Here is a 25628-nt window from a genome sequence, read left to right as displayed (position 1 = left end):
GTTATAAACGGTCGTTAATTACAGTTCTTACAATATCTATAGCTACGGTATTATATCTATCGTTAGGTATAATGATATCAGCATAATTTTTTGTAGGTTCGATAAATTGTTGGTGCATAGGTTTTAAAGTGCTTTGGTAACGGTTTAAAACTTCATCAACATCTCTACCTCGTTCTTTAATGTCTCTTCTTACACGTCTAATCAAGCGTTCGTCAGCATCAGCATGAACAAAAACTTTTATGTCACACAAGTTACGAAGTTCTTTGCTATTAAAAATTAAAATACCTTCAATTATAATAACTTTTCTGGGGTGTGTTTTTATGGTGTCTTTGGTTCTATTGTGAGCAACGAAAGAATAAACAGGTTGTTCGATAATACATCCATTTTTTAATTCAGATAGGTGATCTACCATTAAATCAAAGTCAATTGCTCTAGGATGGTCAAAATTAATCTTAGTACGTTCTTCGTAAGTTAGGTTGTCTGTTTGTTTGTAGTAGGAGTCTTGAGAGATAACGCAAACTTCATCTGCAGGAAGTTCGTTAATAATTTGGTTTACTACCGTGGTTTTTCCACTTCCTGTACCTCCAGCAATACCAATAACAAATATATTCTTCATTAAGTTTTTGTAAAAATAGAGTTATGACAAATTTAGCAAAATAAGCGCATAAAAAAAGCGCTAACTTTTTGTTAGCGCTTTTAGTTTTGAGCCGATGGAGGGACTCGAACCCACGACCTGCTGATTACAAATCAGCTGCTCTAGCCAGCTGAGCTACATCGGCGTTTGCCTCAAAAGCGTGGCAAATATATAATGTTTTTTGAAACTGAAAAAACTTTTTTTTATTTTTTTTAAAAGGTGTTTTTTGTAATGATTTTAGAAGTTTTTTAAGTTGTTGAATTTTAGTTTGTTTTGATTATTTAGAGAGGTAGAATTTTTTTGAAAAAAAATAAAAGAAGTCGGGATGAGTGGATTCGAACCACCGATCTCTGGTCCCCCAGACCAGCACTTTAACCGGACTAAGCTACATCCCGATGTTACAAATATATTTAAAAAAGAAAAGTTCTAAGTAATTTTACTTAGAACTTTATCAAGAATAAATATTATAATGAGAGTGGTAGTTGATGAAACTACTATTCCTATTGTGTATACTGTAAACGAGCTTAAACATTATTTATTGTTTAAGCTGTTAAAGGTTTTCCTTTTAAACGTTTTTCAATGCGTTGTTTTACAGCTGTTAACCGTTTCATTAAATCCATTAATGCGCTGTCTTTTGTTTGTTTATATACCTCATTAATCTCTAGTATAAGAGCTTTTGCTTCTCTAGCGGCTAGTATTCTATCACTAGTAGTAATAAACTTGAATTTTCTGTTTTCAAATTCTTCCGCCTTATTGATTAATTCTGAATTCATAAAATTTACCAATTTAATTTAAAATTTCTTTATTTAGGTTTTGTCTGATAAAAAAGATATGTGCCTAAAAATAACTGGGGCGACAAATATATGGGAAACTTTCTGTTTCTAAACAAATAAGCTTATCAATTTGGTTTATTAGTTAATAAGTTTTTCTTATAAGACTAAAATATTTTTTAGCATTATCGTATTATCAGTTATAAGTATTATCTATAAATATAAAAGTAACGATTTTATTTTGCTATTTCAAATTATTAATAGAAAATTAACAGTTTTAGCTGGTTAATTTAGTGAATTTTTAAGGAATGAGAGAGTTTTTAGTTATTATGCAGTACTTTTGCGTTTATATAGACGTTAAAGTAGGAACATGAGAAAGTTATTATTCTTAATTTTTGTTGTTTTAATATTTTCTTGTAACAGTCAAGGAAAAAGAAGTGTTTTAGGAGATTCTAATTTTCAAAAGGAAATGAATGCTAAGTTTAAAGATGCTTCAAGATCTCCGCTTACAAAAAAAGGGTTAAAGAAATTTAAAGGCTTAGATTTTTTCCCTATTGATAAAAAATACACTGTAAAAGCTAACTTAGAAAAGACGTTTAATACTCCTATTACTAATTTTCCTACAACAACAAACAGGGTGGTAATGTATAGAAAATATGGAGTTTTATCTTTTTCTATTGATGGAGAAGACTTTAAACTTACTATTTATCAAGATGTAAATCCTACTCCTGAGTATGCAAATCATTTGTTTTTACCTTTTTTAGATAAAACAAATGGAAAAACATCGTATAAAGGTGGTCGTTTTATAGATATTTATACTACCGATATACAGGAAGATGGAACTGTAGAGGTAGATTTTAATAAAGCTTACAATCCTTACTGTGCATACAGTGATAGGTATTCTTGTCCAATTACGCCAAGTGATAACTACCTAAATACAGAAATTAAAGCAGGGGTAATGGCATATAAAAAACCAAAATAAAAAAGTCCTGCAATTGCAGGACTTTTTTATTTTGAAGGAGGTGTTAAACCTTCTTCACTGTCTTGTTTAATTGCTTTTATTAACGAATCCAAATATGGTTTTCTTACCTTGAGTTTAGTTTCTTTATGAGCTTTCTTGTTTAGTTTAGAAAACATTGAAGCTACTTTGATTGCAGTAGGTAATAGATGTTTTTGAGGAACAATTTTATCTAAAAAACCAGCGGTAATAGCATCTTGTGGATTGTGAATTTCAGAGCAACTAACACTTCTTTCAAAATAAACAGGGGTTAAACGTGCTTTAGCTATTTCAATACCGGCATTGTGCATGGTCATACCGATTAAAACTTCGTTTAATCCAATTTTAAAATCACCTTCAATTCCTAGTCTATAGTCAACAGATAGGAGTAAGAAAGCTCCTTTTGCCACAGCATGACCAGAACAGGCAGCAATTATAGGGTAAGGAAAAGACAACATTCTATGTGATAAATTAGATCCTTTGGTAACCAATTCTAAAGCTGATTCAGGAGATTGAGTCATGCTTTTTAAGTCGTAACCAGCAGAGAATATTCCTGGTTGTCCTGTTAGTATTACTGGTTTTTCTTCTTTTTCAGCTTTGTCAAAAGAGGTGTTTAAAGCATCAATCACTTCATGAGAAATAGCATTAGCTTTTCCGTTAGTAATAGTGATGATTACATAGTTTTCTTCTGATTTGTATTGTATAAGTTCACTCATTTGTTATATAAATTTACTCACAAAGTGAGATTTGTTTTTAGGGTAAAGTGTAGTTTAAATAGTTTGTGAATTCGTCCAAAAATAATTTACTAAGTAAATTCCTGCGAAAACAGCTAAAAATCCGATGATAAAGCTAGTAACAGTATATAGCGCAAAAGAGGCGAAATCTCCAGATTTTAGAAAGATATGATTTTCATAGGCAAAGGTTGAAAAAGTTGTAAATCCGCCACAGAAACCAGTAGCTAATAATAAAGTGTGGTTTTGTGTTATGGTTTCGTTTTTAGTAGCAAGTCCTAAAATAATTCCAATAAGTAAACTACCAAGAATGTTAGCAACAAAAGTTCCGTACGGAATTCCTGTTTGAGAGCTGTTTAGAGCTTTTCCGATAATATATCGTAAAACGCTTCCTGCTCCACCACCTATAAAAACTAATAATAACTGTTTCACAAAAAATACTTCTGGGTTAATAGCCAAATTTTGCTCTTTTATTGAATGAGATGTTGTAAGAATCTCTACAGGAGCTTTTCATATCATTGCGAAAATAAGAAAACCTCACAAATTTGTGAGGTTTTCTTTATATATATGTTATAGCGGTTTATAGTTCTACATCGTCAGCATCTGTCCAATTCCATTTTCCTGAAATGATTCCCTTTTTTACAGTAACAATACCAGGGTTAGCTCTGATTACGGTTTTTAGAGCAGTTTCATCACAAAAACCAAAGGTGTAAGGAAGGCCATATTCTTTTTGGGTAGCAGCTAAATCTTCAATGTAAGAAGCGGTTAATACATAAATTTCATAACCTTGTTCGCTAGCTTGTTTCGCAATCTTAGAAACATCAGCGATACCTTCTTTTTCTGTTTTCTTTAAATTAGACATAATAACAAGCATTGCTTTTTCTTTTGCAAGCATTTCTTCTAACTTATCTCCTTCGTCTGTCTCTATCATGAAATCATGTATAGGAGGAAGTTCGTCGCTATCTTCTGGGTATTCCATTCCTTTGGCAATATCTGTACCTATAGAATAAGCTCTAAAATCAATAATTGGTAAATGTTGTAAAACATAATAAGTTATAATTAATGATAGAAAAACAGAGCTAAAGGTTGTTAAAGAAGCAAATTTATTTGAAACTAAAGGTTTAATGTGTTTAACTCCAATAATAAGAATCACAATAAAAATCATAAAAACAACATTCTTGTAAAATGTTTCTTTAGGTGTAAGTTTTAAAGCGTCACCAAAACATCCACAATCTGTAACTTTGTTGTAGGTATAAGAGTACCAAGTTAAAAATAAGAAAACTAGGTTTAAACCAAATAAGCTCCAAACAGTAAGTTTAGGTTTGTAACCTACTAAAAGCATAATACCTAAAACCAATTCGGTAACAATTAAAAGAATTGAAAAAGGTAAAGCGAAAGGAATTAAGAATTCTAAATTTAATACATCGGCGCCAAAATATTCTTCAAATTTATATTGAGATCCGATTGGATCTATCAATTTTACAAATCCAGAGTAAATAAAAAGAAGTCCTACAAGTACTCTTGAAATATGAGTTAGCATTTTTAAAATCATAGGGGTGTTTTTTAGGTTAATTATCTGATTCAGAAAGGTGAATCATGGCAAAAATAGCATAATTAATCATATCTTGATAATTAGCATCAATTCCTTCAGAAACTAAAGTTTTGCCTTGATTGTTTTCAATTTGTTTTACACGAAGTAGTTTTTGCAGAATTAAATCGGTTAACGAAGAAACTCTCATGTCTCTCCAAGCTTCACCATAATCATGGTTTTTGTTTTCCATTAACTCTTTGGTGATTTTTATGTGTTTATCGTATAAAGTAGTAGCCTCTTCGGTAGTTAAATCAGGTTGCTCAACAATACCTAACTCAATTTGAATTAATGCCATTACCGAATAATTAATAATGCCTATAAATTCTGATTTTTCTCCTTCATCAACTTTTCGCTCAGTATTTTCTTGTAATTGACGTATACGTTGAGCTTTGATAAATATCTGATCGGTTAGCGATGGAAGTCTTAAAATCCTCCAAGCACTACCATAATCGCTCATTTTTTTTATAAATAAACTTTTACATTCTTCAACTACAGCATCATACTGTTTTGAGGTATCTTGCATCTTTCCTGTTTAAAAGTATTCGACCAAAAATAGTAAATATTACAAGCTTTTCATTTATTTTTACTTGGAAATTTAGCATGATGACAATTAATTGTAAAGGAACCTTGGTGGATTTAACTAAGCCTAAGGTTATGGGGATTTTAAATGTTACTCCTGATTCTTTTTTTGATGGAGGAAAGTATAAAAATGAACGAGATATCCTTGTACAGGCAGAAAAGATGTTGAGTGAAGGGGCTACATTTATTGATGTAGGTGCATATTCTTCAAGACCAGGAGCAAAGCATATTTCGGAAGAAGAGGAACTACAAAGAATGCTTCCTGTGGTGGAGTTGTTGGTTAAAAATTTTCCTGAAATTATTATTTCGGTAGACTCATTTAGAAGTAGAGTAGTGGAAGAGTCGATAAATGCAGGTGCTGGAATTATAAATGATATTTCTGGTGGAAAGATGGATGTGAAAATGTTTGATACAGTGGCAAAATTACAAGTTCCATATATTATGATGCATATGCAGGGAACACCGCAAAATATGCAACAAAATCCTCAATATGAAAATGTGGTTACAGAAGTGGTTTCTTTTTTTGCAGAACAGCTTTTTAAATTGCGCCAGCTAAAGGTGAATGATGTAATTATAGATGTTGGTTTTGGTTTTGGTAAAACACTTAATCAAAACTATGAGTTGCTTAAAAGGTTATCAATGTTTAAAAGTTTAGATGTTCCTATTTTAACTGGGGTTTCTAGAAAATCTATGTTATATAAATTGTTAGGAATTACATCGCAAGAAGCTCTAAATGCTACTACTGTAGCAAATACAATTGCTTTGCTAAACGGAACGCATATTTTAAGGGTGCACGATGTAAAAGAAGCAGTTGAGGCGGTTAAAATTGTGGAACAGTTGTAATAAAATCCTTACATTTACTTATTAGGTAAAGACAAAATGCCTAAAAGCTTGTTTTAAAGTTAAAAAACTTCAAAAAATTAATGAATTTAGATTTCATCAACTTTTCGTTTCTTGATGTGTTAGATATTTTTTTGGTAGCTGTATTGCTTTTCTATATCTATAAGTTGTTAAAAGGAACCGTAGCGATTAACATTGTAATAGGAATTGCATTTATATTTTTAATATGGAAAGTTACTCAAGCCTTGCACATGGAGATGTTAAGTGGTATTTTAGGTTATTTACTTTCTGGTGGTGTTATAGCATTGATTATTGTGTTTCAACAAGAAATTCGTAAGTTTTTATTAATGATAGGAACTACTAACTTTTCTACTAAAAAGGGGTTTTTAAATCAGTTGAAGTTTCTAAAAACTGAAATTCATTCCGAAACAGATGTTGAAACTATTTTAACAGCTTGTGTTAACTTGTCAAAAACTAAAACAGGGGCATTATTAGTCATTGAAAAAACAAATAACCTTGATTTTTTAATTAATACGGGAGATAAAATGAATGCTTTGGTGAATGAAGCAATTATAGAGAGTATTTTTTATAAAAATAGCCCGTTACATGATGGAGCAACAGTTATTCGTGATAATTATATTGTAGCTACTCGAGTAATACTACCTATTTCTAGTAGTACTAAAATACCTTCTAGGTTTGGGTTACGCCATAGAGCAGCTATTGGGGTTAGTGAGAAAACAGATGCCCTTTGTTTATTGGTTTCAGAAGAAACAGGTGAGCTTTCTTATATAAAAGATGGTGAATTTGTGTTGTATAAGTCGCTGGAAGAACTTCGTAAAAAATTAGAAAAAGATGTCATGGCATAAAAAAAGCTCGCAACTTGCGAGCTTTTTTTATGTTCTGTCCAAAAAAGATTATTGAGCAGGAGCCATTTTAGATTGAATAGCAGTCATAACTTGGCTAAACTTAACAGCATCATCTTGACTTAAATTACCAAGAATTTCTTGTGATTTACTAGCTAATTCAACACCTTTTTGAGCTAATTCAGAGTTTTTTACTACATCTCCTTTTGCTTCTATGTATGTTTTAGCATACTCAGTATAAGACTGTAAGTATTCACCTACTTTTGGATCTTCAAATTCAGGAATTTCGATACCTTCAATTGCAGACTCTACAGCTTTAACAGCTTCTTCAGTAGTTTCTTCAACTTCCTTAGCAGCTTCTTTAGTTTCTTCAGTAGCTTTGTCTACTGTTTCAACAGCTTCTTTTTTAACGTCTTTAGCTTCTTCTTTTGTGTTTTTACAAGAGGTTGCTAATAAAGAAGCAACTACAAATGCAGATAAAATTACTTTTTTCATCGTTTTTGATTTTTAATTTTTAGATTGAATAACAAATGTACTATTTTGATTGATGTAAACAAATTTATTTACACTACCGTTTCATTATTAAACTGTTTTTCGTACAAATTCTTATAATAGCCGTCGTGTTTTTTTAATAACTCTATGTGGTTTCCTTTTTCGACTATGGATCCTTTGTCCATAACTATAATCATATCAGCCTTTTTAATAGTTGCTAAACGATGAGCAATTACAATAGAAGTTCTATTTTTTGTAATTTCATCCGTAGCATATTGAATCATTTGTTCTGCATGTGCATCAACTGAAGAAGTAGCTTCGTCTAAAATTAAAATACTAGGTTTACTAACATATGCTCGTAAGAAAGCAATTAATTGGCGTTGACCAGATGATAACATACCACCACGTTCTTTTACATTATAATAGTAATTGTTAGGAAGACTCATAATAAATTCATGAATTCCTATTTGTTTAGCGGCAGTTTGTACTTCTTTGAGAGAAATTTTATCATTTTTAAGAGTGATGTTGTTTAAAATACTATCAGAAAATAAAAAAACATCTTGTAATACCACAGCTATTTTTTGACGTAAAGAAGTTATTTTGTAATCTTGAACAGGAATATTGTCAATAGATATTTCACCACTATCTATTTCGTAAAAACGATTTATAAGATTAATTATAGTTGATTTTCCGGCTCCTGTAGCCCCAACAATGGCAACGGTTTGTCCTTTTTTAACACTAAAATTAATACCTTTTAAAATTTCTTCCCCTTTTATATAACTAAATTTTACATCTTTAAAATTAATAGCTCCTTGTATGTTGTTAGCAATAATTGATCCATTCTTATCTATAGAGCTCTCAGTGTCTATTATGTTAAAAACACGTTCACCAGCAACAATCCCCATTTGTAACTGATTAAATTTGTCAGCTATTTGTCTTAAGGGTCTAAAAAGCATTTGAGCCATTTTTATAAAACCAATAATGGCACCAACACTTGCAGCTTTGTTTTCAACTACTTGTAAACCACCATACCAAACAATTAAACCTATTGCAATTGAAGATAAAATCTCTGCGATAGGGAAAAAAATAGAATAATACCAAACTGTTTTAACATGTGCTTTTTTATGTTTGTTATTAATATCAATAAAGTTTTTATACTCTATCTTTTCTCTATTAAAAAGCTGAACTATTTTCATTCCCGTAACTCTTTCCTGAACAAAGCTGTTTAGGTTTGCTACTTGGTTTCTTACATCTTGAAAAGTAGATTTTATGGCTATTTGAAATAATTTAGTAGCATAAATTAAAACAGGTAAGGTTGCAAGTGCTATTATTGCTAGTTTCCAATTGGTATATAGCATTACGACTATTACCACAATCATTTTCAAAACATCGCTAACGATCATAAAAACACCTTGTGTAAAAAAATTAGCAATAGTTTCTATATCAGAAACAACACGAGTTACTAATTTACCTACTGAAGAGTTGTCAAAATATCCCATTTTAAATTGGAGTATTTTTCTAAAAGTGATAGCTCTTATGTCTCTAATAATATGTTGTCCAACCCAGTTAGCGTAGTAAATAAAACTAAATTGGAAAAAGACTTGAATTAATAAAACCACAATCATGGCTATTGTGAAATACAATAGTCTAGAAAAATCTTTGTTTGTAATAAAGTCATCTATGGCTGCCATTAAAATGACAGGGGTTAGCACAGCAAATCCTGCTAGTAAAATAGTAGATAATGCTGCAATTATAAATCGTATGCGATACTTTTTTGCAAAACTCATTAGTCGTGCAAAAATTTTAATATCGAATGCTTTTCCTGTTGTTTTACTCACTATATATATTCGTATTTTACTTTTGTTAAAAATAAACCTTTTGCAGGAACAGATACGCCTGCTTTACTTCGATTTTTACTTTCTATGATTTTTTTGAAATCATTTACAGTTATTTTTTCTAAACCAACGTCAATTAAAGTTCCAACAATAGCACGAACCATGTTTCTTAAAAAACGATTGGCACTGATATGAAACGTTAACTCATTACCATTTTTAATCCATTTAGCATTGGTTACAGTACAGTTAAATGTATGTACATCTGTCTTTACTTTTGAAAAGCATTCAAAATTTTCATAATCATATAGAGTTGCAGCGGCTTTATTCATTAACTCTATATTTAATTGCTGGTGGTGTAATTGCCAAGTAGTATTTAATAAAAAAGGATTTCTACCTAGCCAAATTTTGTACTCATAGCTTCTACTAAGTGCATCAAAACGAGCATGAGCATCGTTATGTACTAGTTGAGTATTAAAGATAACGATGTCATTAGGTAAAATAGCGTTTAACTTGTAGGTGAAATTACTGTTTAGTGGGGTTTCTACATCAAAATGAGCAAACATTTGAGATGCATGCACGCCAGCATCTGTTCTTCCTGCACCTACGATAATTATTTCTTTTCTTAAAATAGTGCTAATAGCCTTATTTATTTTTTCTTGAACGGATATTGCGTGTGGTTGTATTTGCCATCCATGATAATTTTTTCCGTTGTATGCTAATTCAATGAAATACCTCAAGAAGTGTAAAGATTTTAAATAGCTAAATTATAAAATTATAACTTGAAATGTACTAGATATGAGGTAAAATAATGTTTTAAGTTTTACTAAAATACTTATAAGTTAATAATGTGTTGGTTTGATTTTTATTAGTTTTGTTTCAATGAAGAAAATTTTATTACTTTCCGATACACATAGTTTTATAGATGAACAAATTTTAAAGTTTGTAAAACAAGCTGATGAGGTTTGGCATGCAGGTGACATTGGAAACCTACAAGTTACTGATAGTATAAAAAAGCTAAAACCACTGAGAGCAGTATATGGAAATATTGATGATAAAAGTGCTCGGGCAGAATTTCCGTTAGATAATAAATTTATAATAGATGGCGTTTCGGTTTGGATAACTCATATTGGAGGCTATCCGAATAAATATAATCAAAGGGTTCGAGAAGAGTTAAAAAGTAATACACCACAACTGTTTATTTGTGGACATTCGCATATATTAAAAGTTCAGTATGATAAGAATCTGAATTTGTTACATTTAAATCCAGGAGCAGCAGGAAATCATGGATTTCATAAAGTTAGAACGATGCTACGTTTTGAAATAGATAATAGTAATATAAAAAATATGGAAATTATTGAATTAGCTAACAGAGGTTAACTTGTTAAAGTTGTTTTCTTTTCTTAATATTGGAACTATAATTTGTATTGTAGTGCCTACATTTATTTGAGACTTTATGGTTAGTTTGCCATCCATCATGTGAACTCTAGCTTCAACTTGGTTAAGTCCAATACCATCAGAAAAAGAAGAAGACGAGGTAGAAAATCCTACCCCATCATCCTTAACGAGAACGGTTAGTTGATTCTTCTCTTCTTTTAAATCTATTTGTGCATGTTTGGCTTTACTATGTTTCAAGATATTATTGATTAATTCTTGAATCACATTAAATATTTTTATTTCAAATTCTTGATTATATCTATTGATGTTTTTTGCGGAAACCTCAAGCTTCAATTGGCTATTAGAATATTTTTTAACAACATCTTTAATAGCATATTCTAGCCCAAATTTTAAAAGGATAGAAGAAACTAAGTTGTGAGATAAGTCTCTAACTTTTTGAGAGGCTTCTGAAATAATAGCTTGTGTTTTTTCTATTTCTTGTGGTGTATCTCCGTTAAATTGTTTTTTTGTAGCTGTTAAGTGCATGTTTGCCGATGAAAGTAGTGCACTAACATTATCGTGTAATATTTCTGCGATAAGTTTTCGTTCAGTTTCTTTTCCGTCAATCGTAGCATTAAGAATCTTAATTTGAGCTTCGGATCTTACTTTCTCAAGGTTTTGTTGTTGTATAAGTTTACTTTCAGATAACTTGAGGCGTAAGTTTTTTTGACGAAGCTTATAATTGTATATAATTACTCCTGAAACAATTAATACTAAAAAACTTAAAGCACCAAAGAGCATAGAGGTTTTAGCTTCTTGGGCTTCTTCTAGTTTACGTTGTTCTTCAACTAAGGCTGTTTTTTCTTTTTCTAGGTCTACTTTTTGTTGAGCATAAACTTGCTCTACAGTCTTTCTAATTTCTTTGTCTCTTCTATCGTCCTTAATTAAATATGATTTTTCTTGATAGTCATAAGCTGTATAGTCTTTCATCTTGTACAATGCCCAGGCTAAGTTAAAATATAAATCTTCTTTGAATCTAACGGCTTCATTGGTAGTGTCTTTTTCAATTAAACTTATTGCGTTTAAATAGATTAACTTGGCATCATTAAATTTTTTCTCTTCTAAATAAATACTGGCTAGATTTCCTAATGCTGCAGCTTCGTATATTTTATTATTATATTTTCTTCTTATCTCAATAGCTTTTCTCGCATACTGTCTAGCTGTTTTATATGAGGATTCATAAAGGTAAATTCCTGATAGATTATTATAAGCTGAAGCTTTCACGTTTTCTAATTCATTGCTATGAAAATTTAAATCAATTATTTTAGAGTAATAGTTTTTAGCACTATCTAATTCTTGTAATCTAAAAAATTCATAACCAGCTCTTAATAAGCTTTTTGCGTAATTGGTTTTATTTTTAGGAAGGATGTTGTTGTTTTCATTAAAGTGACTATTTATAAGAGATATTTCTAAAGATTTCTTAAAATGAAATAAAGCTTTTTCATGATTATTAATCTTTCTAAATATTTCTCCTATCTGATAATGGCACAAATAACCTAATTCTGGATTTTTATTAGTGTCTATTTTATTTAATAAGGCTAGCGCATTTCTTAATGATTGAGAATACTTTTCGTCAGAATATAATTTTTTTACAGTTTTAAATTCTTGATTTAATATAGAGTCACGTTTTTGAAAATAAGAATAATCTTTGTAGTTGTTTGCTTCAATTGATAAGCAAGAACCAAATATTGAAAGAAAAAAATATAAACCTATAAAGGTCAAAAGTTGAGGTTTGTCGCTTTTATTAGGCATTAAAATTGTGTTAGATTAATTCTTGGATGATTCTAGGTTTCCTTTCAGCTGTTTCTTCTTCTGTTCTTCCAGAATATTTATGATTAACAAAATCCAACTTAAGCATTTTATCAGAATTCATTTCAAAATGTCTAGAAAATGTTTTTTGCAGGCTTTCACCAGCAGATAAATGTATTTCATACACATCTAGGTTTTCGTTATAGACGAAATCTGTGTTTACATTATCATTGACTGTAAAATCTAATTGACATGTGCCATCTTCATTAGCTGTTATGCTGTATGAGTTTAAAAATTCTGTAATTCCTTTAGCAAAGGTAATATTTTCGTCTTCAATGTAAATATTAGTCCTTTTTCCGTTCCTGGTTTCTAGGAAACCAATTTTTAAATGATTGTTTTCAATAGAAAAATCATTAGAGTGTTTTGTAGATGTTTTTTGTACAGTTTCAGCTAAAATAATCTCTTTAGAATTGTCTGTATTAGTCAATGTAGTTACATCGGTATTATTAGCTGTATTAAAATCAATAGAGTAGGCCCCAGTTGCATCTCTTTTAAGCGTATATGATTGTAATAAATTTTCTGGATTATTCTCTATAACTTCTGCTTCGTTAGAAGAACAAGAAGCAAAAATAACACTAAGACTCAAAGCTAGTAAATAAGGAGTAAAGTTTTTCATGACTTGTATATTTATTGAGATTAGATTTTTTTTAAAAATAGCGATGTACTTAGGATAGATGTTAAGAGACGGGGGACAATATCTCTTAGGGGATAAAAGAAAACAAAATGAAGGGGTTTTCTATACTATGTTAAATAACGCGTACATCGCTATTGGGTTTATTATTAGTAGCAGTTGATTAGCGATGCATGAAGTGTATAGACTCGGGGGGCTTCTTCTTAATCTGGGGGACTAAAGAAAATTTGAAGGGTTGATTATGTCTTTACACTATTTTGTTTCTCACAGCATACATCGCTAAACCTACTACATTTTTTACTTTCAATTTTTTATATAAATTACTTCTATATGTTTCTACCGTTTTAATACTAACATTTAGTTTTTTTGCTATTTCACTAGAGCTTTTTTCTTTTGCTATTAATCTTAATACAGCAATTTCCCTCTCGGTTAAATCTCCATGCAAAAACTCTGGTTCATCTTCGTCTTTTGCATCTGAAGCATATAAGTCTAATAACTTTACTTTAATGTCTTCGCTAATGTATTGTATACCATTGTGAACGACTTTTATAGCGTCAATTATTTGCTCATTAGCTCGACTTTTATCAACAAAACCATTGGCTCCTAATGCAATCATTTCTTGAACAAGTTTTGGATCACTCAAACCAGAAAGAATTATTGTTTTAATAGTTGTATTACGTTTTCTAAACGTTTTTAAAACTTCAATACCATCCATTTCAGGCATGTTTATGTCTAAAACTAATACATCAGCTGTGTTTTTTGAAGACCAATTTACTACTTGCTTACCAGTTAAAGAATAGCCTTCAACTTCAATATTATCTTCAGTATTTAATAAAGCAATGACACCGTCTATTAATATCTTATGGTCATCTGCTATGTGAACTTTTATCTTGTTGTAATTCATGATTGTTATTACAGTTACAAATTTATGAGGTTAAAAGAGTGTGTACAATACACAGTATCCCTAATTGTTTTATTAGTGACTCAGGGAAAACCCTGAGTTTTTTTTAACATTTCTTTAACATTTAAAGCTAGAGGGCTTGAATAGCCTACGGAATCAAAAATAAAAAACCGAGATTTAATTCTCGGTTTTTTTCGCACTAAATATACTAAGATGTTAGGTTTATCGTAATCTATCTACAGATTTTACAAGATCTTCATCCTTCTTAATGGCTCTATTTGCTAAAACTAATAGCAAAATAACAATGATAGGAAAGAACATCCCAATACCTTTCTCAGAAACCAAAGCTTCTCCAGATAATGTTTGTGATAAATAAATCAATAGTCCTAATAAAAAAAGGTTTATCAATATGTTTAACCGGTTTAGTACAAATTGTAACTGACGATTTTTAAATAGAAATATTGTTACAATAGCTACTAAAGCCGAAATAAAAAATAAAACAGGAATACTTTTTTGTAAGATTGAGTTCTCAGAAAATAAATCTAAAACATAAATAGTATTAGTTTGGGAGTTACTCCAAAGACTAACTATAAAAGTCAATCCTCCAGAGATAATTCCTGCTACTAATAGGTATATAGATTGTATTCTTTGTATCATAATTTTTTATCGGGTAGCAAATGTAATACTTCTTTTTTTAAAAAGAAATATTAGAAGTTAAAATATTTGTATATATTTGCCTTGTATGTAACCGCACAGAATTATTATATAGCCCCTATATAATTAGCACTCAAAACAAAACTTAATACAAAACAATTCTTTACAAATAAGGAATTTTAGTAACTTAATTATTTAACGAATGTTCGATATTTCGGAATTAAAAACTAAAAAATTAGCTGATTTACAAGTTATTGCCAAATCAATAGGATTAACAAAGATTAGTCAGCTAAAAAAACTAGACTTAGTATACAAAATTTTAGATGCGCAAGCAGAAGCAAGTGCTAATGAGGCTAAACCTAAACCTGCAGCACCTAAAGCAGACAAGCCTAAAAGGAAAAGAATAGCTAAAACAGAAGCTAAAACTACTGCAGAAAATCCAGAAAAGGTTGTTAACGAAACTGAAGTGAAAAAAACTCCAGAAAAAGTAACTCCAGAAAAAAAGGAAGTTGTTAATAAGCCTAAGAAAAGACAAGAAGAGAAGAAGCAAGTTCAAGCTTCAGAGGATAAAAAGCAACAACCTCAACAGCAAAAGCAGCAGCATAATAAAAACCACAATAATAGAGGTAATAAGCATAATAAAAACCAGAATACTAATAAGCAGCATCATAAAAGTGGTAATAAGTACCGTGACCCTGATTTTGAGTTTGATGGTATTATTGAAAGTGAAGGTGTCTTAGAAATGATGCCTGATGGATATGGTTTTTTACGTTCTTCAGATTACAACTATTTATCATCACCTGATGATATTTATGTGTCACAGTCTCAAATAAAGTTATTTGGATTAAAAACAGGTGATACAGTTAGAGGTAACGTACGTCCTCCAAAGGAAGGCGAAAAGTACTTCCCGTTAATTAGAGTATCAAAAATTAATGGATTAAATCCTAACATCGTAAGAGATCGTGTATCTTTTGAACACTTAACACCATTATTTGCTAATGAAAAGTTTAACTTAGCAGAAAAAGGAAGTTCATTGTCAACTAGAATCATTGATTTGTTTTCTCCAATAGGAAAGGGACAGCGTGGTATGATTGTGGCGCAACCTAAAACGGGTAAAACAGTATTGTTAAAAGATGTAGCAAAAGCAATTGCAGCAAATCATCCTGAAGTTTATCAGATTGTTTTATTAATTGATGAACGCCCAGAAGAGGTTACTGATATGCAACGTAGTGTACGTGGTGAGGTGGTTGCATCTACTTTTGATGAACCAGCGGATAAACATGTTCGTGTAGCTAATATTGTGTTGGAAAAAGCAAAACGTTTAGTAGAGTGTGGACATGATGTAGTAATTTTATTAGATTCTATTACACGTTTAGCAAGAGCATACAACACCGTGGCACCAGCATCTGGGAAGATTTTATCAGGAGGTATTGATGCTAATGCATTACACAAACCAAAACGTTTCTTTGGGGCAGCTCGTAACATTGAAAATGGTGGTTCTTTAACTATTATTGCTACTGCACTTACTGAAACTGGTTCGAAAATGGACGAGGTTATCTTTGAAGAATTCAAAGGTACGGGTAATATGGAGTTACAATTAGAGCGTAATATTGCTAATCGTAGAATTTACCCTGCAATTGACTTAATTAAGTCGAGTACACGTCGTGATGATTTATTATTAGATGAAAAGACTGTACAACGTATGTGGGTATTACGTAAGTATTTAGCTGATATGAACCCTATTGAAGCAATGGAGTTTATTCAAGATAGAATTAAAAGATCATTAAATAACGAGGAGTTCCTGATTTCAATGAACGGATAATCGTCAGTTATATAAAATAAAAAATCCCGCATTTAGCGGGATTTTTTATTTTGGGTATATCACAGAATCTAATGGAACATCAAACTTATAAGTATCTTTTATCTTTTTGATAGGGGGAAAGAAGTTAAGTCCAATGGTGCGAGTATCTTCTCTACATTCAGATAAAAATCGATCATAAAAGCCCTTTCCGTAACCAACCCTATAGTTCTGTTCGTCAGAAATTAACATAGGAACAAAAACTAAATCAATATCTTTTACATTAGCTTCTTCCGCATTTATAGGTTCCGGAACTCCAAATTTATTGAGTTCTAGCTCAGTGTCTTTTTCAAAATAGAAATGTGAAAGAGTATCATCTTCGAAATTACAACGACTAACAATAATTCTTTTTCCTTTGCCTCTAAAAAAATCAATGATGGGCTTCGTGTCTATTTCATTAAACTTTCGCATGGATAAAAACAAATGTACAGTATGAATATCATCAGTTTGTAACTCGAATATTTGTTGGTAAATGCTCTCTTGTAATTTTTCTTTTTCTGTTTGAGTAAGCGTATTTCTCTTTTGTTTGTATAGTTTTCTAAGGTCAGATTTGAGCATGTTAGCTGATTTTATTTTGATTCATTTTTCGTTGAATTAAGAAAATCACAATTGCAGTAATCGCTGAAGAAGGAATGACTACTTGAGTGAGACTTAACTTAAAGTAATCGGCAGTGAATCCTATTATTACTAGAAGTAAAACTGTTAAGACTATACCGTAAGAAATATAACTCAACGTGGATTTTTTTGAAGTTTTTACAAACTCTTTGTTAAGTATGAATAAGTTTTTTCTTTGTAAAAGACTGTTTTTAAAGTTTGTGATGAATCTATTCCAACAATTTATTTCTGCTTGTGAAACAAACTGATTAGAAGGATCAACAAGTCCTTTTACAAAAACTAGATTGTTGTCAAAAGTTATTTGAAATTGACTTTTCCATTTAAGAGGGTTGAGAACAAGTCCGTTTTTTAACTTTGATCCTTGTTTAAACTCTAATTGAAAAAAGTTTTCTTCACTCTTAAACTTACCTTCTTTAAAATATTCTTTTGTCAGTTTATAGTTTAATTCTGTAGAGTTAGGAGTTATAAGTTCAAAGGAGTATTCTAAACTATCTTGTTCTATCATAAATTTCGTAATTCTTCTTGAAGTTTTTTTGTTAATCCTTTCACTATAAGTTCGTATGAATGGTTAATTAATTCAAAAGCAAAAGTATCAGAAACATCATTGTTCAAAGTAACTGTGTTCCAGTGTTTTTTACTCATATGAAATCCTGGGTTAATACTTTCATATTCAGCTCGTAATTCTAAAGCACGCTCAGGCTCACATTTTAAATTAATTTTAGGTTCATGTTGCTCCCAACTATCTAAACCCGATAAAGCAAACATTTTATTCATTACTTTAAATACTAAAACATTATCATCAAACGGAAAATGTTCAGTTACTCCTTTTTTGGTAATGCAATAGTTACGAAATTCTTCAATATTCATTATTCAATTAAATTTTGAGTTGATTCAGGAATTTTTAAAGCAGTGTAGTCTAGTTTCCATCCAATAGTTTCCACTAAATTTTGCATTAAGGTAACTGCTTCTAGGGCTTCTTTGTTTGCTGTTTGCATTAAATTACTTTCAGGTATTTTTTGAAGAATGTGTTCTCTCGCTTCTTTATTTACTTCAGTTAAATCTTCAGAACTAAACTTGTTAAGTAATCCGTTTTGAATATCATAGAAACGTAAATTAGGCTCTATTGAAAATACTTCAGGTTGAGGAAATTCAGAAAGAACTAATACTTTTTTCTTAGTATCTGTATGCATTTTTATTTTCCTAAAATCAAAACCAATATGCACTTTAGCATTAATTAGAATAATGGCTTTTTTCTTACTGGTAACAAGTCCTAAAAATTTTTCTTTGGTGTTTTCATGGTGATATATTTCGGCAAATTCTCCTTCAACAGTAATTAATTTAGATACTTTTTTTATTTTATCTAACAAAACTACCGATTGTTTTTCGGTCAAATTTTTTCTTTTTACTGAGGTGAATTTTTTAAAAATATAATAGGATATAATGGCTCCTCCTGCCAAACCTATAAAAAGTAATTCCATAACTACGAATTTACATAAAATAGGTAAAGCATAAAAAAGAATATATAATGTAAGAGTTTTTAAAGACAAAGTGAGCAAAGGAGAGTTATTTTGTATTTTTATTCCCAGAAAGAGCAAGAGTTTATCAGAGCTTAATAAAAACTAATCAATGAGGTCAGTAAGTACAACAGAAAAAGAACTAAAAGAGCGTATAAAAGAGTTAACCTGTCTTTATGAGGTAACATCTTTAATAATAAACGCTAATCTTGATCAAGTTGATGTAACTTTAAAAGCAATAACGAAAAGTTTAAAAAAAGCATTACAGTTTCCAAAAAGCACCCAAGTTTTTATCGATATAGAAGAGTATTCTGAAGAGAAAAGTAAAACAAAGAAAGAGCTTTGTATAATTTCAAGTACTATTCTGGTATTTAATATACCTAAAGGAAAAATATCAGCATTTATAAAAGGAAAAGAACTTAAGGATAATCTATATTTAAAAGAGGAAAAAGAATTATTTGATACCGTTGCTATAAAAATAGGGGGACTTTTAGAGCGTATTGAAATAAAGAACAATGAGCTGTCGATGAGGCGTAAAATGGAACACGCCGATCGTTTATCAATCTTAGGAGAATTAACCGCTGGTATTGCCCATGAATTAAATACCCCGCTAGCTAATATTTTAGGTTACTCAGAATTATTGAAAGCAGATATGTCTAGTAATGAAAAGGCTTTGGCAGATGTAGATAAAATTATTCAAAGTACAATTTTTTCAAGAGAAGTAGTAAAAAAACTCATGTATTTTGCTTGTGAAATGCCACAAGAAATGAAAAAAGTAAACATTATTCCGAGTATAAAAGATGCAATAAATTTACTGGACGCTACTTTTAGAAGACAGTCTGTAAAATACCTAGTGAAAGTAGAAGAATCTGAATTGTGGTTACGGGCAGATACGGTTCAACTTACTCAGATTATTTTCAATCTTATTATTAATGCTATTTACTTTTCACCTAAAGATGGACTGGTGACTATTGAAACATTTCAAACAGATAAAGAAGTGATATTAAGAATTTCTGATGAAGGGATAGGATTAAGTGACGAAGGTCTTGAAAAAGTATTTCAGCCTTTCTATACAACAAAGCCAACAGGAGAAGGAACAGGGTTAGGGTTAAGTGTTGTGCATGGTATTGTATTGAGTCATAAAGGAACAATAACAGCTAAAAATGGCATTGAAAAAGGTGCTATCTTTGAGGTTAGATTACCAAAATAAAAGAAATGCCGTTAAAAAAGGAAAATATATTAATAGTAGATGATGATGTTCATATCTTAGAGTTGTTACATCGACATTTACAATCTTGGAATTATCATACCTACAAGGCAGTATCAGTTAAAGAAGCAGTTACAATTTTAAGAGATACCCCAATTGATTTGCTAATAACCGATTTAAAAATGCCAGAAGTGGATGGCTTTGAGCTTGTAAAATTTGTTTCAGAACACTATCCAAAGTTACCTAAACTTATAGTAACAGGATATCCATCTGTTCAAGATTCATTAGAAGCCATTAAGTCAGGAGTAGTAGCATACCTAACGAAGCCTTTTACAAAAGATGAGTTGAAAACAGCAATGGATGATGCTTTAAAAAAAGCAGAAAAAAGTCATAAAAAAACTACTCAAGAAAAAGAGAAAAAGGACTTTTATGGAGATATGATAGGGGCTTCAGAAAAGATTAATGAAATTTTTCAAATAATAGATCGAGTAAAAAATAATAAAGCAACAGTTTCTATTAAAGGAGAAAGTGGAACAGGTAAAGAGTTAGTGGCTCGTGCAATACATTATGAAGGGAAATTTGCTAAAGGACCATACATAGCGGTAAACTGTGGAGCAATTCCTGAGAATTTATTAGAGTCTGAGTTGTTTGGTTATATAAAAGGCGCTTTTACAGGAGCAGACGGTAACAGAAATGGTTTTTTTCAAGCGGCTAATGGAGGAACTATTTTTTTAGATGAAATAGGCAATGCTTCATTAAATGTACAGTCTAAATTACTAAGGGTTTTACAAGAAAAAGAAGTGGTGAAGGTTGGAGCTCAAAAAGCGGAGAAAGTAGACGTAAGAATTATTGCTGCCACCAACAATAACCTAAAAGAAATGATTCAAAAAAGAACATTTCGAGAAGACTTATTTTATAGGTTGACAGTAGTTGAAATAGAGGTACCACCTTTGAGGGAAAGGAAAGAAGATATTTCTATGTTAGTAGAAAAGTTTTTGTTTAAATATGGGGTGGAATATAAAGATAGGTTTGTGAAAATAAGTCCTAAAGCTTTAGCTATACTACAAAGATATAATTGGCCAGGGAATATTAGAGAGTTAGAAAATATAATACAGCGTGCGGTAATTATGTGTGATCGTATAGTAGAAGTAGAGCATTTACCTGATTCACTAAAGTATAATGTCGATTTTTCTGAGGAAAGATTAATCCCCTTAAAAGAAATGGAAAAACGTCATATACAATATGTATTAAACGCAACTAATAACAATAAAACAAAAGCAGCAAAAATTCTTCAAATAGACCGTAAGACATTACGAGAAAAGCTGAAAGAATAACAAAAATTTTTCTGGGTGTTTTTTCTCCACTTGAGGAGAAATTACCCGTTTTTATTTTAAGTAAAAATTTATAAAAACTTCCAGAGCCTCTTGTTTGCAAGGGGTTGGGAGTTTTTCTTTTTTTTGGCATCATTAACGGTACATCATTTGCTTTTAAGAGAGAGAATAAAATAAATATAATTTATGAATGCTAACCCTTTTAATATTTGTCCATCATGTACAGAGATAAATATATGTGTGTTAACCAAATTTAAAGAAAAGGTATGGTCGTGTAGTGAGTATAATGAGGTAGATGTAAAAAAAGAAAAAAAACAGGCAGTCATTATAGAAAAAGAAATGCAAGCTGTATAAAAACAGAAAAAATTAAAAGCAACATAAATTCAAACATAAGTGAGATGACTTTAACTAAGGAATTAAAAAAACCAGTGAAGCGAAAGAATGCTAGAGGGATGGTTGATAATGTACTAGAGCAATTTAATAGTGCGTCTGATCAAATTGGTTTACACCCTAATATTCGTAAAATATTAAGCATTACGAATAACGAAATTATTGTTAATTTTCCTGTAAAGATGGATAATGGAGACGTTGAAATTTTTCAAGGATATCGTGTACAGCATAACAATGCTTTGGGACCATATAAAGGAGGTTTACGTTACCATCCAACGGTAGATATTGATGCAGCCAGAGCATTAGCTATGTGGATGACATGGAAAACATCTCTTGCTGGCTTACCATACGGTGGAGGTAAAGGAGGAATTCAAATAGACCCAGCAAAATATTCAAAAGATGAATTAGAGCGTATTACCAGACGTTTTACGTTTGCATTAGGTGATAATATTGGACCAGAGCATGATATTCCTGCTCCTGATGTTAATACAAACGCTCAAACAATGGCGTGGATGGCTGATACCTATATGAGCACAAAAGCACCAGCTGAACGTTCAATGAATCAACATGTAGTTACAGGAAAACCAATAGGTAGTGGAGGTCTAGAAGGAAGAGACAGAGCTACAGGTTATGGAGTTTTCTTAACCATCAAGTTTTGGGTAGAAGAAAATAACCAAACTTTAGAAGGAAAAACTTTTATTGTTCAAGGGTTTGGAAACGTTGGGTATTGGGCGGCTTACTTTTTAGAACAAGAAGGAGCAAAAATGATAGGGGTTCAAGATGCTTACGGAAGTATTCAAAATACGAACGGAATTAAAGTAGATGACCTTTTCAATTATACAAAAGCTAATAATGGAAGTTTGGTAGAGTACCCAGAATCAATAGCAATAGAGAAGGAAGATTTTTTTGCTACTGACTGTGATATTTGTATACCAGCAGCATTGGGTAATCAGATAACTGAAGATAATGCACATCTAATCAAAGCTAATTTAATAGCTGAAGGAGCAAACGGACCTATAAATGTTGAAGGAGAAAAAATTCTTTTAGAAAAAGGAGTAACAATTATTCCTGATATACTATGTAATTCAGGAGGAGTAATCACTAGTTATTTCGAGTGGCTTCAAAACCGTAACGGAGAGTTGTGGAATATGGAAGAAGTAATTACGCGATTAGACAAGAAGCTAAAAGACTCCTATACTAGAGTTTCAGATTATGCTAAGTTAGAAGGTGTTGATATGCGAAAAGCAGCTTACTGTATAGCGATACAACGTATTGAAAAAGCGTATGTTCAACGAGGTATTTTTCCATAAAAAGGAGTAAAATGAAACACGGAAGTTTAGTTTTAGAGAAAAAAGAGTATGTGTACATTAAGAGTTTACTTAATGTTTCAGCGCATACTGAAGAAAGTAAAGTACAAACATCATTAGGCAAGTTTGCTGAGGAGTTAAAAACAGCAAAAATTTTAGATGAAGAACAAATGTTTGATGATGTCATACGCTTAAATACTGTTGTGACTATAGCTTCTGGAGATGTTTGGGAAAAAACTATTCAGATTGTAAGACCAACTGAAAAGGATTTGAAAACCAACAAGGTTTCTATTTTAACGCCAATAGGTATAGCTTTATTTGGTTATGCTCTAAATGATGTAGTTCATTGGGATTTACCAGGAGGGAAGAAAGAAGTTAAAATTTTAAAAGTAGTTCAAGAAAAAAAGAACGAAAGTTTCAGCACCTTAATTTAAAGATAAAAAAATGACACTTAATAATCACGGTAGCGATATAGATGTAGTACATAAATACAACCATGTAGAATTAAAAGGATGGGTAGATCAGTTACAGTATATTAATAAAGAGGTTGAGAACCTTTTAAGCTTGCATGAATACTCTTTAGTCAATAAAACTATTTCTAAAGAAATACTAGAACTCTTTTCTAAGAGAAAAAAAGTAAATAATGAGCTTTATAAAACTGTTTTATCATATTCAAATACCTATGTAAATGTAGCAGAATGTGACGATATACAGTGCGATATGGCTTATTTAGAAGAGTACGATAGGTTACGTGAGAATTATCAAAATAATTTAGAAGCTTATCAAAAACTTAAAGACAAATTTTTTGATGAAGTCTTATTAAAAGAATAGCATTCTTGTTAAGCAAGTATGTTAGATTTGTAGAGTTAGTTGTAAAACCTTGGAATCATGTAGTTCCAAGGTTTTTTTTGTTTTAAAAAATAGTATGAGCTTTAATCTTTTAATAACTACACTTTAGTGTAAGATTTGATTAGGTATGTTTAATTATTTTTGTTTAAATAAATCTTAGAAAAAATCAATGTATAGTAGAAATAGAATATATATTAAACCAGAAGAGCAAGAACTGATAAAGAATTATCCAATCTTATTAGGCGGTAGTGGTATAGGTAGTAATATTGCTGAATGTGCATTAAGGTTAGGTTTTGAAAAAATTACTATAGTTGATGGTGATGAGGTTGAGGTATCAAACTTGAATAGGCAAAATTATACTGAAGATGATATTAAAACGGATAAAGTTGAAGCGCTTTCTAAAAGATTGTTATCAATTAATCCGAAAGCAGATATTACGGTTCATAATTGTTTTATTACAAAAGAAAATATACATTCAATAATTGAAGGACATAAAGTAGCGGTAAATGCTTTAGATTTTACGTCTGACATACCATTAATGTTTGATAAGATTTGTAGAGATAAAGGGGTGCCAATTATTCATCCATATAATTTAGGCTGGGGAGCTTTAGTTTCTGTAATCACACCAGATAGTTTATCGTTAGAATCAATAGCCAAAGAAGAAGAGAAGTTTAACGAAGTAAAAATGGTAGAATACGCAGTAAGTTATATGAAGTTTTGGGGAAAGCCTCAGAAATGGATAGAAGATGTTATAGAAGAATATAAAAAAGAGAAGGAGGTATTACCTCCTCCTCAACTATCTGTAGCCTCATGGTTAGTAGCGTCTATTTGTACGCACTTGCTGTTTAATATTTCAGTGGGGAAACCTGTGAAAAAATTTCCTGAATTTTACTTGTCGTCAATTAATAGTTAAATAAGTCTATTATTGGTAGCAAAAGAAATAGCCTCTGTTATGTTAGCAACTTCTAATTTGTCAAATAATTTTTTTCTGTGAAATTTAACAGTATCAGGAGATACAAAAATAGATTCAGCTATTTCATTGATTTTAAAACCTCTTGCAGAATACTGTAATATTTCTTTTTCTCTATTTGTAAGTGTTATTTTTTCTTCTGTTTTCCAATATTTACCTTCTAGATTATAAGTAAACATTTTGTTGTCTCCTTGTTTGTATATTTTGATATTTCCAGAGTGTTGTTCTGTAGATAAAGAGATAATACATATAGCTTTCCAAACTTTACCATCATTATTCAAAAATAAAGGAGTTAATTTTTGGTTTATTAAAATGGTTTTTTTCTCTTGATTTTTGATATTAAAGTCATAAGAAATTGTGTAGAATAATCTTTCTTCAATAGGCAGTTTTTCAAAAAAATCAAACCCTACTGTATTTATCTTTAAAAGTAAATCTAAATCGGGAGGTGTAACATACTTAAAGTAAAAGGCATATCCCATTTCTTTTACTTCTTCAGATGTATGACCACACAAGAATAAGGGGTTATCAGAAACATATTCAAATCCTTTCTTTTGATAGTCAATAATATAAATACTTTTATAAGTAGTTCTTGCAAAAGCTTTTATAGGAGCTAAATAATCAGATGTTTTAAGAAGTTCATTTTCAGAAATATTATCAACAGTGTTTTTCATTGAAAAAAAATCATTGATGTTGTTTTCCATAATTAAAAATATTGAAGAGTTCTAACAAATCTACTAAAAAGTATATTATTATGTCTAATAAAACTACACTTTAGTGTAGTTTATTGATCGTCAATACCTTAACTACACTTTTGTGTAATTGAAAA

Annotated in this window: 30 protein-coding genes and 2 tRNA genes; 12 read left to right on the top strand and 20 right to left on the bottom strand. The window is 30.6% G+C overall.

The window, feature by feature from the left end; translation table 11 throughout:
* Window position 1 precedes the first annotated feature (1 nt).
* The 4 genes from udk to ABHQ57_RS11285 all read right to left on the bottom strand — a co-directional run bounded on the left by udk (window position 2) and on the right by ABHQ57_RS11285 (window position 1407).
* Complete coding sequence (gene udk / locus ABHQ57_RS11300; RefSeq protein WP_047790269.1) at window positions 2–607, bottom strand: uridine kinase; 606 nt, start codon at window positions 605–607, stop codon at window positions 2–4.
* A 98-nt stretch (window positions 608–705) separates the two neighbouring features.
* A tRNA-Thr gene (locus ABHQ57_RS11295) sits at window positions 706–779 on the bottom strand.
* Between the two features lie 175 nt (window positions 780–954).
* Window positions 955–1029 (bottom strand) — tRNA-Pro (locus ABHQ57_RS11290).
* Between the two features lie 147 nt (window positions 1030–1176).
* Window positions 1177–1407: a hypothetical protein gene (locus tag ABHQ57_RS11285; RefSeq protein WP_047790221.1), complete on the bottom strand. Its 231-nt coding sequence runs from the start codon at window positions 1405–1407 to the stop codon at window positions 1177–1179.
* 367 nt (window positions 1408–1774) lie between these two features.
* Between ABHQ57_RS11285 and ABHQ57_RS11280 the strand changes: the two genes are divergently transcribed.
* Entirely contained in the window at window positions 1775–2386 is a 612-nt protein-coding gene (locus ABHQ57_RS11280; RefSeq protein WP_047790220.1) for a DUF1684 domain-containing protein, read from the top strand.
* Window positions 2387–2412: 26 nt separating this feature from the next.
* Here ABHQ57_RS11280 and ABHQ57_RS11275 read toward each other — a convergent pair whose 3' ends face one another.
* From ABHQ57_RS11275 to ABHQ57_RS11260, 4 genes are all read right to left on the bottom strand, one after another.
* A complete protein-coding gene (locus tag ABHQ57_RS11275) occupies window positions 2413–3117 on the bottom strand; it encodes a crotonase/enoyl-CoA hydratase family protein (protein WP_167714250.1) in 705 nt (234 codons plus the stop codon).
* Window positions 3118–3171: 54 nt separating this feature from the next.
* Window positions 3172–3564, bottom strand: a complete 393-nt coding sequence (gene crcB / locus ABHQ57_RS11270; RefSeq protein WP_047790268.1) for a fluoride efflux transporter CrcB — start codon at window positions 3562–3564, stop codon at window positions 3172–3174.
* 148 nt (window positions 3565–3712) lie between these two features.
* Window positions 3713–4684 carry a BT_3928 family protein gene (locus ABHQ57_RS11265; RefSeq protein ID WP_047790218.1) on the bottom strand — a complete coding sequence of 324 codons (972 nt, stop codon included), beginning with the start codon at window positions 4682–4684 and terminating at the stop codon, window positions 3713–3715.
* A 16-nt stretch (window positions 4685–4700) separates the two neighbouring features.
* Window positions 4701–5246, bottom strand: a complete 546-nt coding sequence (locus tag ABHQ57_RS11260; protein WP_047790217.1) for a DUF1599 domain-containing protein — start codon at window positions 5244–5246, stop codon at window positions 4701–4703.
* A gap of 80 nt (window positions 5247–5326) precedes the next feature.
* Here ABHQ57_RS11260 and folP point away from each other — a divergent pair, with 80 nt between their 5' ends.
* Entirely contained in the window at window positions 5327–6145 is an 819-nt protein-coding gene (gene folP / locus ABHQ57_RS11255) for a dihydropteroate synthase (RefSeq protein WP_167714316.1), read from the top strand.
* Window positions 6146–6225: 80 nt separating this feature from the next.
* Complete coding sequence (gene cdaA, locus ABHQ57_RS11250; RefSeq protein ID WP_047790215.1) at window positions 6226–7008, top strand: diadenylate cyclase CdaA; 783 nt, start codon at window positions 6226–6228, stop codon at window positions 7006–7008.
* 48 nt (window positions 7009–7056) lie between these two features.
* On the opposite strand, the gene ABHQ57_RS11245 is transcribed toward cdaA, so the two are convergent.
* From ABHQ57_RS11245 to truA, 3 genes are all read right to left on the bottom strand, one after another.
* Window positions 7057–7500 (bottom strand): hypothetical protein, encoded by a 444-nt coding sequence (locus ABHQ57_RS11245; RefSeq protein ID WP_047790214.1) that lies wholly within the window; start codon window positions 7498–7500, stop codon window positions 7057–7059.
* Window positions 7501–7568: 68 nt separating this feature from the next.
* A complete protein-coding gene (locus ABHQ57_RS11240; RefSeq protein ID WP_073184669.1) occupies window positions 7569–9335 on the bottom strand; it encodes an ABC transporter ATP-binding protein in 1767 nt (588 codons plus the stop codon).
* On the bottom strand, window positions 9335–10069 hold the full coding sequence (gene truA / locus ABHQ57_RS11235; protein ID WP_047790212.1) for a tRNA pseudouridine(38-40) synthase TruA: 735 nt from the start codon (window positions 10067–10069) through the stop codon (window positions 9335–9337). The genes ABHQ57_RS11240 and truA overlap by 1 nt, the downstream gene beginning before the upstream one ends.
* A 142-nt stretch (window positions 10070–10211) precedes the next feature.
* On the opposite strand from truA, the gene ABHQ57_RS11230 reads away from it, so the two are divergent.
* The gene (locus ABHQ57_RS11230) at window positions 10212–10709 is read left to right on the top strand and encodes a metallophosphoesterase (RefSeq protein WP_159494549.1); all 498 of its coding nucleotides are present in this window, start codon (window positions 10212–10214) and stop codon (window positions 10707–10709) included.
* Here ABHQ57_RS11230 and ABHQ57_RS11225 read toward each other — a convergent pair.
* The 4 genes from ABHQ57_RS11225 to ABHQ57_RS11210 form a co-directional block, all read right to left on the bottom strand.
* Window positions 10692–12518: a tetratricopeptide repeat-containing sensor histidine kinase gene (locus ABHQ57_RS11225; protein ID WP_167714249.1), complete on the bottom strand. Its 1827-nt coding sequence runs from the start codon at window positions 12516–12518 to the stop codon at window positions 10692–10694. The two genes, ABHQ57_RS11230 and ABHQ57_RS11225, sit on opposite strands and share 18 nt — an antisense overlap.
* Window positions 12519–12528: 10 nt before the next feature.
* Complete coding sequence (locus tag ABHQ57_RS11220; protein ID WP_167714248.1) at window positions 12529–13191, bottom strand: hypothetical protein; 663 nt, start codon at window positions 13189–13191, stop codon at window positions 12529–12531.
* Between the two features lie 262 nt (window positions 13192–13453).
* Window positions 13454–14110, bottom strand: coding sequence for a response regulator transcription factor (locus ABHQ57_RS11215; RefSeq protein WP_073184660.1), 657 nt, complete (start codon window positions 14108–14110; stop codon window positions 13454–13456).
* Between the two features lie 219 nt (window positions 14111–14329).
* Window positions 14330–14764, bottom strand: a complete 435-nt coding sequence (locus tag ABHQ57_RS11210) for a DUF4293 domain-containing protein (RefSeq protein ID WP_167714247.1) — start codon at window positions 14762–14764, stop codon at window positions 14330–14332.
* Between the two features lie 199 nt (window positions 14765–14963).
* On the opposite strand from ABHQ57_RS11210, the gene rho reads away from it, so the two are divergent.
* Window positions 14964–16583: a transcription termination factor Rho gene (gene rho, locus ABHQ57_RS11205; protein ID WP_047790207.1), complete on the top strand. Its 1620-nt coding sequence runs from the start codon at window positions 14964–14966 to the stop codon at window positions 16581–16583.
* 45 nt (window positions 16584–16628) lie between these two features.
* Here rho and ABHQ57_RS11200 read toward each other — a convergent pair whose 3' ends face one another.
* From ABHQ57_RS11200 to ABHQ57_RS11185, 4 genes are read right to left on the bottom strand one after another with little or no spacing between them, the layout of a single operon-like run.
* The gene (locus ABHQ57_RS11200) at window positions 16629–17177 is read right to left on the bottom strand and encodes a 5-formyltetrahydrofolate cyclo-ligase (protein WP_167714246.1); all 549 of its coding nucleotides are present in this window, start codon (window positions 17175–17177) and stop codon (window positions 16629–16631) included.
* 1 nt (window position 17178) lies between these two features.
* Window positions 17179–17739: a hypothetical protein gene (locus ABHQ57_RS11195; protein WP_047790205.1), complete on the bottom strand. Its 561-nt coding sequence runs from the start codon at window positions 17737–17739 to the stop codon at window positions 17179–17181.
* The gene (locus ABHQ57_RS11190; protein ID WP_073184655.1) at window positions 17736–18101 is read right to left on the bottom strand and encodes an MmcQ/YjbR family DNA-binding protein; all 366 of its coding nucleotides are present in this window, start codon (window positions 18099–18101) and stop codon (window positions 17736–17738) included. Before ABHQ57_RS11190 ends, ABHQ57_RS11195 begins: the two co-directional genes overlap by 4 nt.
* On the bottom strand, window positions 18101–18712 hold the full coding sequence (locus ABHQ57_RS11185) for a DUF4230 domain-containing protein (protein WP_047790203.1): 612 nt from the start codon (window positions 18710–18712) through the stop codon (window positions 18101–18103). Before ABHQ57_RS11185 ends, ABHQ57_RS11190 begins: the two co-directional genes overlap by 1 nt.
* Window positions 18713–18860: 148 nt before the next feature.
* Between ABHQ57_RS11185 and ABHQ57_RS11180 the strand changes: the two genes are divergently transcribed.
* The 7 genes from ABHQ57_RS11180 to ABHQ57_RS11150 all read left to right on the top strand — a co-directional run bounded on the left by ABHQ57_RS11180 (window position 18861) and on the right by ABHQ57_RS11150 (window position 24745).
* The gene (locus tag ABHQ57_RS11180) at window positions 18861–19958 is read left to right on the top strand and encodes a sensor histidine kinase (protein ID WP_159615394.1); all 1098 of its coding nucleotides are present in this window, start codon (window positions 18861–18863) and stop codon (window positions 19956–19958) included.
* A 5-nt stretch (window positions 19959–19963) separates the two neighbouring features.
* The gene (locus tag ABHQ57_RS11175; RefSeq protein ID WP_159615396.1) at window positions 19964–21289 is read left to right on the top strand and encodes a sigma-54 dependent transcriptional regulator; all 1326 of its coding nucleotides are present in this window, start codon (window positions 19964–19966) and stop codon (window positions 21287–21289) included.
* Between the two features lie 183 nt (window positions 21290–21472).
* Window positions 21473–21640, top strand: a complete 168-nt coding sequence (locus ABHQ57_RS11170; RefSeq protein WP_156167091.1) for a hypothetical protein — start codon at window positions 21473–21475, stop codon at window positions 21638–21640.
* A gap of 44 nt (window positions 21641–21684) precedes the next feature.
* Window positions 21685–22986 carry a Glu/Leu/Phe/Val dehydrogenase gene (locus tag ABHQ57_RS11165; RefSeq protein ID WP_047790200.1) on the top strand — a complete coding sequence of 434 codons (1302 nt, stop codon included), beginning with the start codon at window positions 21685–21687 and terminating at the stop codon, window positions 22984–22986.
* Window positions 22987–22997: 11 nt separating this feature from the next.
* Window positions 22998–23417: a GreA/GreB family elongation factor gene (locus ABHQ57_RS11160; RefSeq protein WP_047790199.1), complete on the top strand. Its 420-nt coding sequence runs from the start codon at window positions 22998–23000 to the stop codon at window positions 23415–23417.
* Between the two features lie 10 nt (window positions 23418–23427).
* Window positions 23428–23814 (top strand): hypothetical protein, encoded by a 387-nt coding sequence (locus tag ABHQ57_RS11155; protein WP_167714245.1) that lies wholly within the window; start codon window positions 23428–23430, stop codon window positions 23812–23814.
* Between the two features lie 187 nt (window positions 23815–24001).
* A complete protein-coding gene (locus ABHQ57_RS11150; RefSeq protein WP_047790197.1) occupies window positions 24002–24745 on the top strand; it encodes a ThiF family adenylyltransferase in 744 nt (247 codons plus the stop codon).
* Here ABHQ57_RS11150 and ABHQ57_RS11145 read toward each other — a convergent pair.
* Complete coding sequence (locus ABHQ57_RS11145) at window positions 24742–25503, bottom strand: response regulator transcription factor (protein ID WP_047790196.1); 762 nt, start codon at window positions 25501–25503, stop codon at window positions 24742–24744. The genes ABHQ57_RS11150 and ABHQ57_RS11145 overlap by 4 nt on opposite strands.
* Window positions 25504–25628: the final 125 nt, after the last annotated feature.

Source organism: Tenacibaculum sp. ZH5_bin.1, from assembly GCF_042865525.1.
Taxonomy (GTDB): domain Bacteria; phylum Bacteroidota; class Bacteroidia; order Flavobacteriales; family Flavobacteriaceae; genus Polaribacter; species Polaribacter mesophilus.
The sequence above is the reverse complement of the archived record's forward strand: the minus strand, read 5'-3'. Positions and strand labels throughout refer to the sequence as shown.

Excerpts from the sequence above, each read along its gene's own strand:
- ABHQ57_RS11185 (WP_047790203.1), bottom strand. The coding sequence starts at position 18,712 with ATGGAATTACTTTTTATAGGTTTGGCAGGAGGAGCCATTATATCCTAT.
- ABHQ57_RS11145 (WP_047790196.1), bottom strand. The coding sequence starts at position 25,503 with ATGGAAAACAACATCAATGATTTTTTTTCAATGAAAAACACTGTTGAT.
- ABHQ57_RS11160 (WP_047790199.1), top strand. The coding sequence starts at position 22,998 with ATGAAACACGGAAGTTTAGTTTTAGAGAAAAAAGAGTATGTGTACATT.
- ABHQ57_RS11265 (WP_047790218.1), bottom strand. The coding sequence starts at position 4,684 with ATGATTTTAAAAATGCTAACTCATATTTCAAGAGTACTTGTAGGACTT.
- ABHQ57_RS11260 (WP_047790217.1), bottom strand. The coding sequence starts at position 5,246 with ATGCAAGATACCTCAAAACAGTATGATGCTGTAGTTGAAGAATGTAAA.
- ABHQ57_RS11180 (WP_159615394.1), top strand. The coding sequence starts at position 18,861 with ATGAGGTCAGTAAGTACAACAGAAAAAGAACTAAAAGAGCGTATAAAA.
- ABHQ57_RS11220 (WP_167714248.1), bottom strand. The coding sequence starts at position 13,191 with ATGAAAAACTTTACTCCTTATTTACTAGCTTTGAGTCTTAGTGTTATT.
- ABHQ57_RS11215 (WP_073184660.1), bottom strand. The coding sequence starts at position 14,110 with ATGAATTACAACAAGATAAAAGTTCACATAGCAGATGACCATAAGATA.
- ABHQ57_RS11150 (WP_047790197.1), top strand. The coding sequence starts at position 24,002 with ATGTATAGTAGAAATAGAATATATATTAAACCAGAAGAGCAAGAACTG.
- ABHQ57_RS11225 (WP_167714249.1), bottom strand. The coding sequence starts at position 12,518 with ATGCCTAATAAAAGCGACAAACCTCAACTTTTGACCTTTATAGGTTTA.
- ABHQ57_RS11170 (WP_156167091.1), top strand. The coding sequence starts at position 21,473 with ATGAATGCTAACCCTTTTAATATTTGTCCATCATGTACAGAGATAAAT.
- folP (WP_167714316.1), top strand. The coding sequence starts at position 5,327 with ATGACAATTAATTGTAAAGGAACCTTGGTGGATTTAACTAAGCCTAAG.
- ABHQ57_RS11230 (WP_159494549.1), top strand. The coding sequence starts at position 10,212 with ATGAAGAAAATTTTATTACTTTCCGATACACATAGTTTTATAGATGAA.
- ABHQ57_RS11155 (WP_167714245.1), top strand. The coding sequence starts at position 23,428 with ATGACACTTAATAATCACGGTAGCGATATAGATGTAGTACATAAATAC.
- cdaA (WP_047790215.1), top strand. The coding sequence starts at position 6,226 with ATGAATTTAGATTTCATCAACTTTTCGTTTCTTGATGTGTTAGATATT.
- ABHQ57_RS11285 (WP_047790221.1), bottom strand. The coding sequence starts at position 1,407 with ATGAATTCAGAATTAATCAATAAGGCGGAAGAATTTGAAAACAGAAAA.
- ABHQ57_RS11200 (WP_167714246.1), bottom strand. The coding sequence starts at position 17,177 with ATGCTCAAATCTGACCTTAGAAAACTATACAAACAAAAGAGAAATACG.
- ABHQ57_RS11210 (WP_167714247.1), bottom strand. The coding sequence starts at position 14,764 with ATGATACAAAGAATACAATCTATATACCTATTAGTAGCAGGAATTATC.
- ABHQ57_RS11195 (WP_047790205.1), bottom strand. The coding sequence starts at position 17,739 with ATGATAGAACAAGATAGTTTAGAATACTCCTTTGAACTTATAACTCCT.
- ABHQ57_RS11175 (WP_159615396.1), top strand. The coding sequence starts at position 19,964 with ATGCCGTTAAAAAAGGAAAATATATTAATAGTAGATGATGATGTTCAT.
- ABHQ57_RS11245 (WP_047790214.1), bottom strand. The coding sequence starts at position 7,500 with ATGAAAAAAGTAATTTTATCTGCATTTGTAGTTGCTTCTTTATTAGCA.
- ABHQ57_RS11280 (WP_047790220.1), top strand. The coding sequence starts at position 1,775 with ATGAGAAAGTTATTATTCTTAATTTTTGTTGTTTTAATATTTTCTTGT.
- ABHQ57_RS11190 (WP_073184655.1), bottom strand. The coding sequence starts at position 18,101 with ATGAATATTGAAGAATTTCGTAACTATTGCATTACCAAAAAAGGAGTA.
- ABHQ57_RS11165 (WP_047790200.1), top strand. The coding sequence starts at position 21,685 with ATGACTTTAACTAAGGAATTAAAAAAACCAGTGAAGCGAAAGAATGCT.
- rho (WP_047790207.1), top strand. The coding sequence starts at position 14,964 with ATGTTCGATATTTCGGAATTAAAAACTAAAAAATTAGCTGATTTACAA.
- ABHQ57_RS11275 (WP_167714250.1), bottom strand. The coding sequence starts at position 3,117 with ATGAGTGAACTTATACAATACAAATCAGAAGAAAACTATGTAATCATC.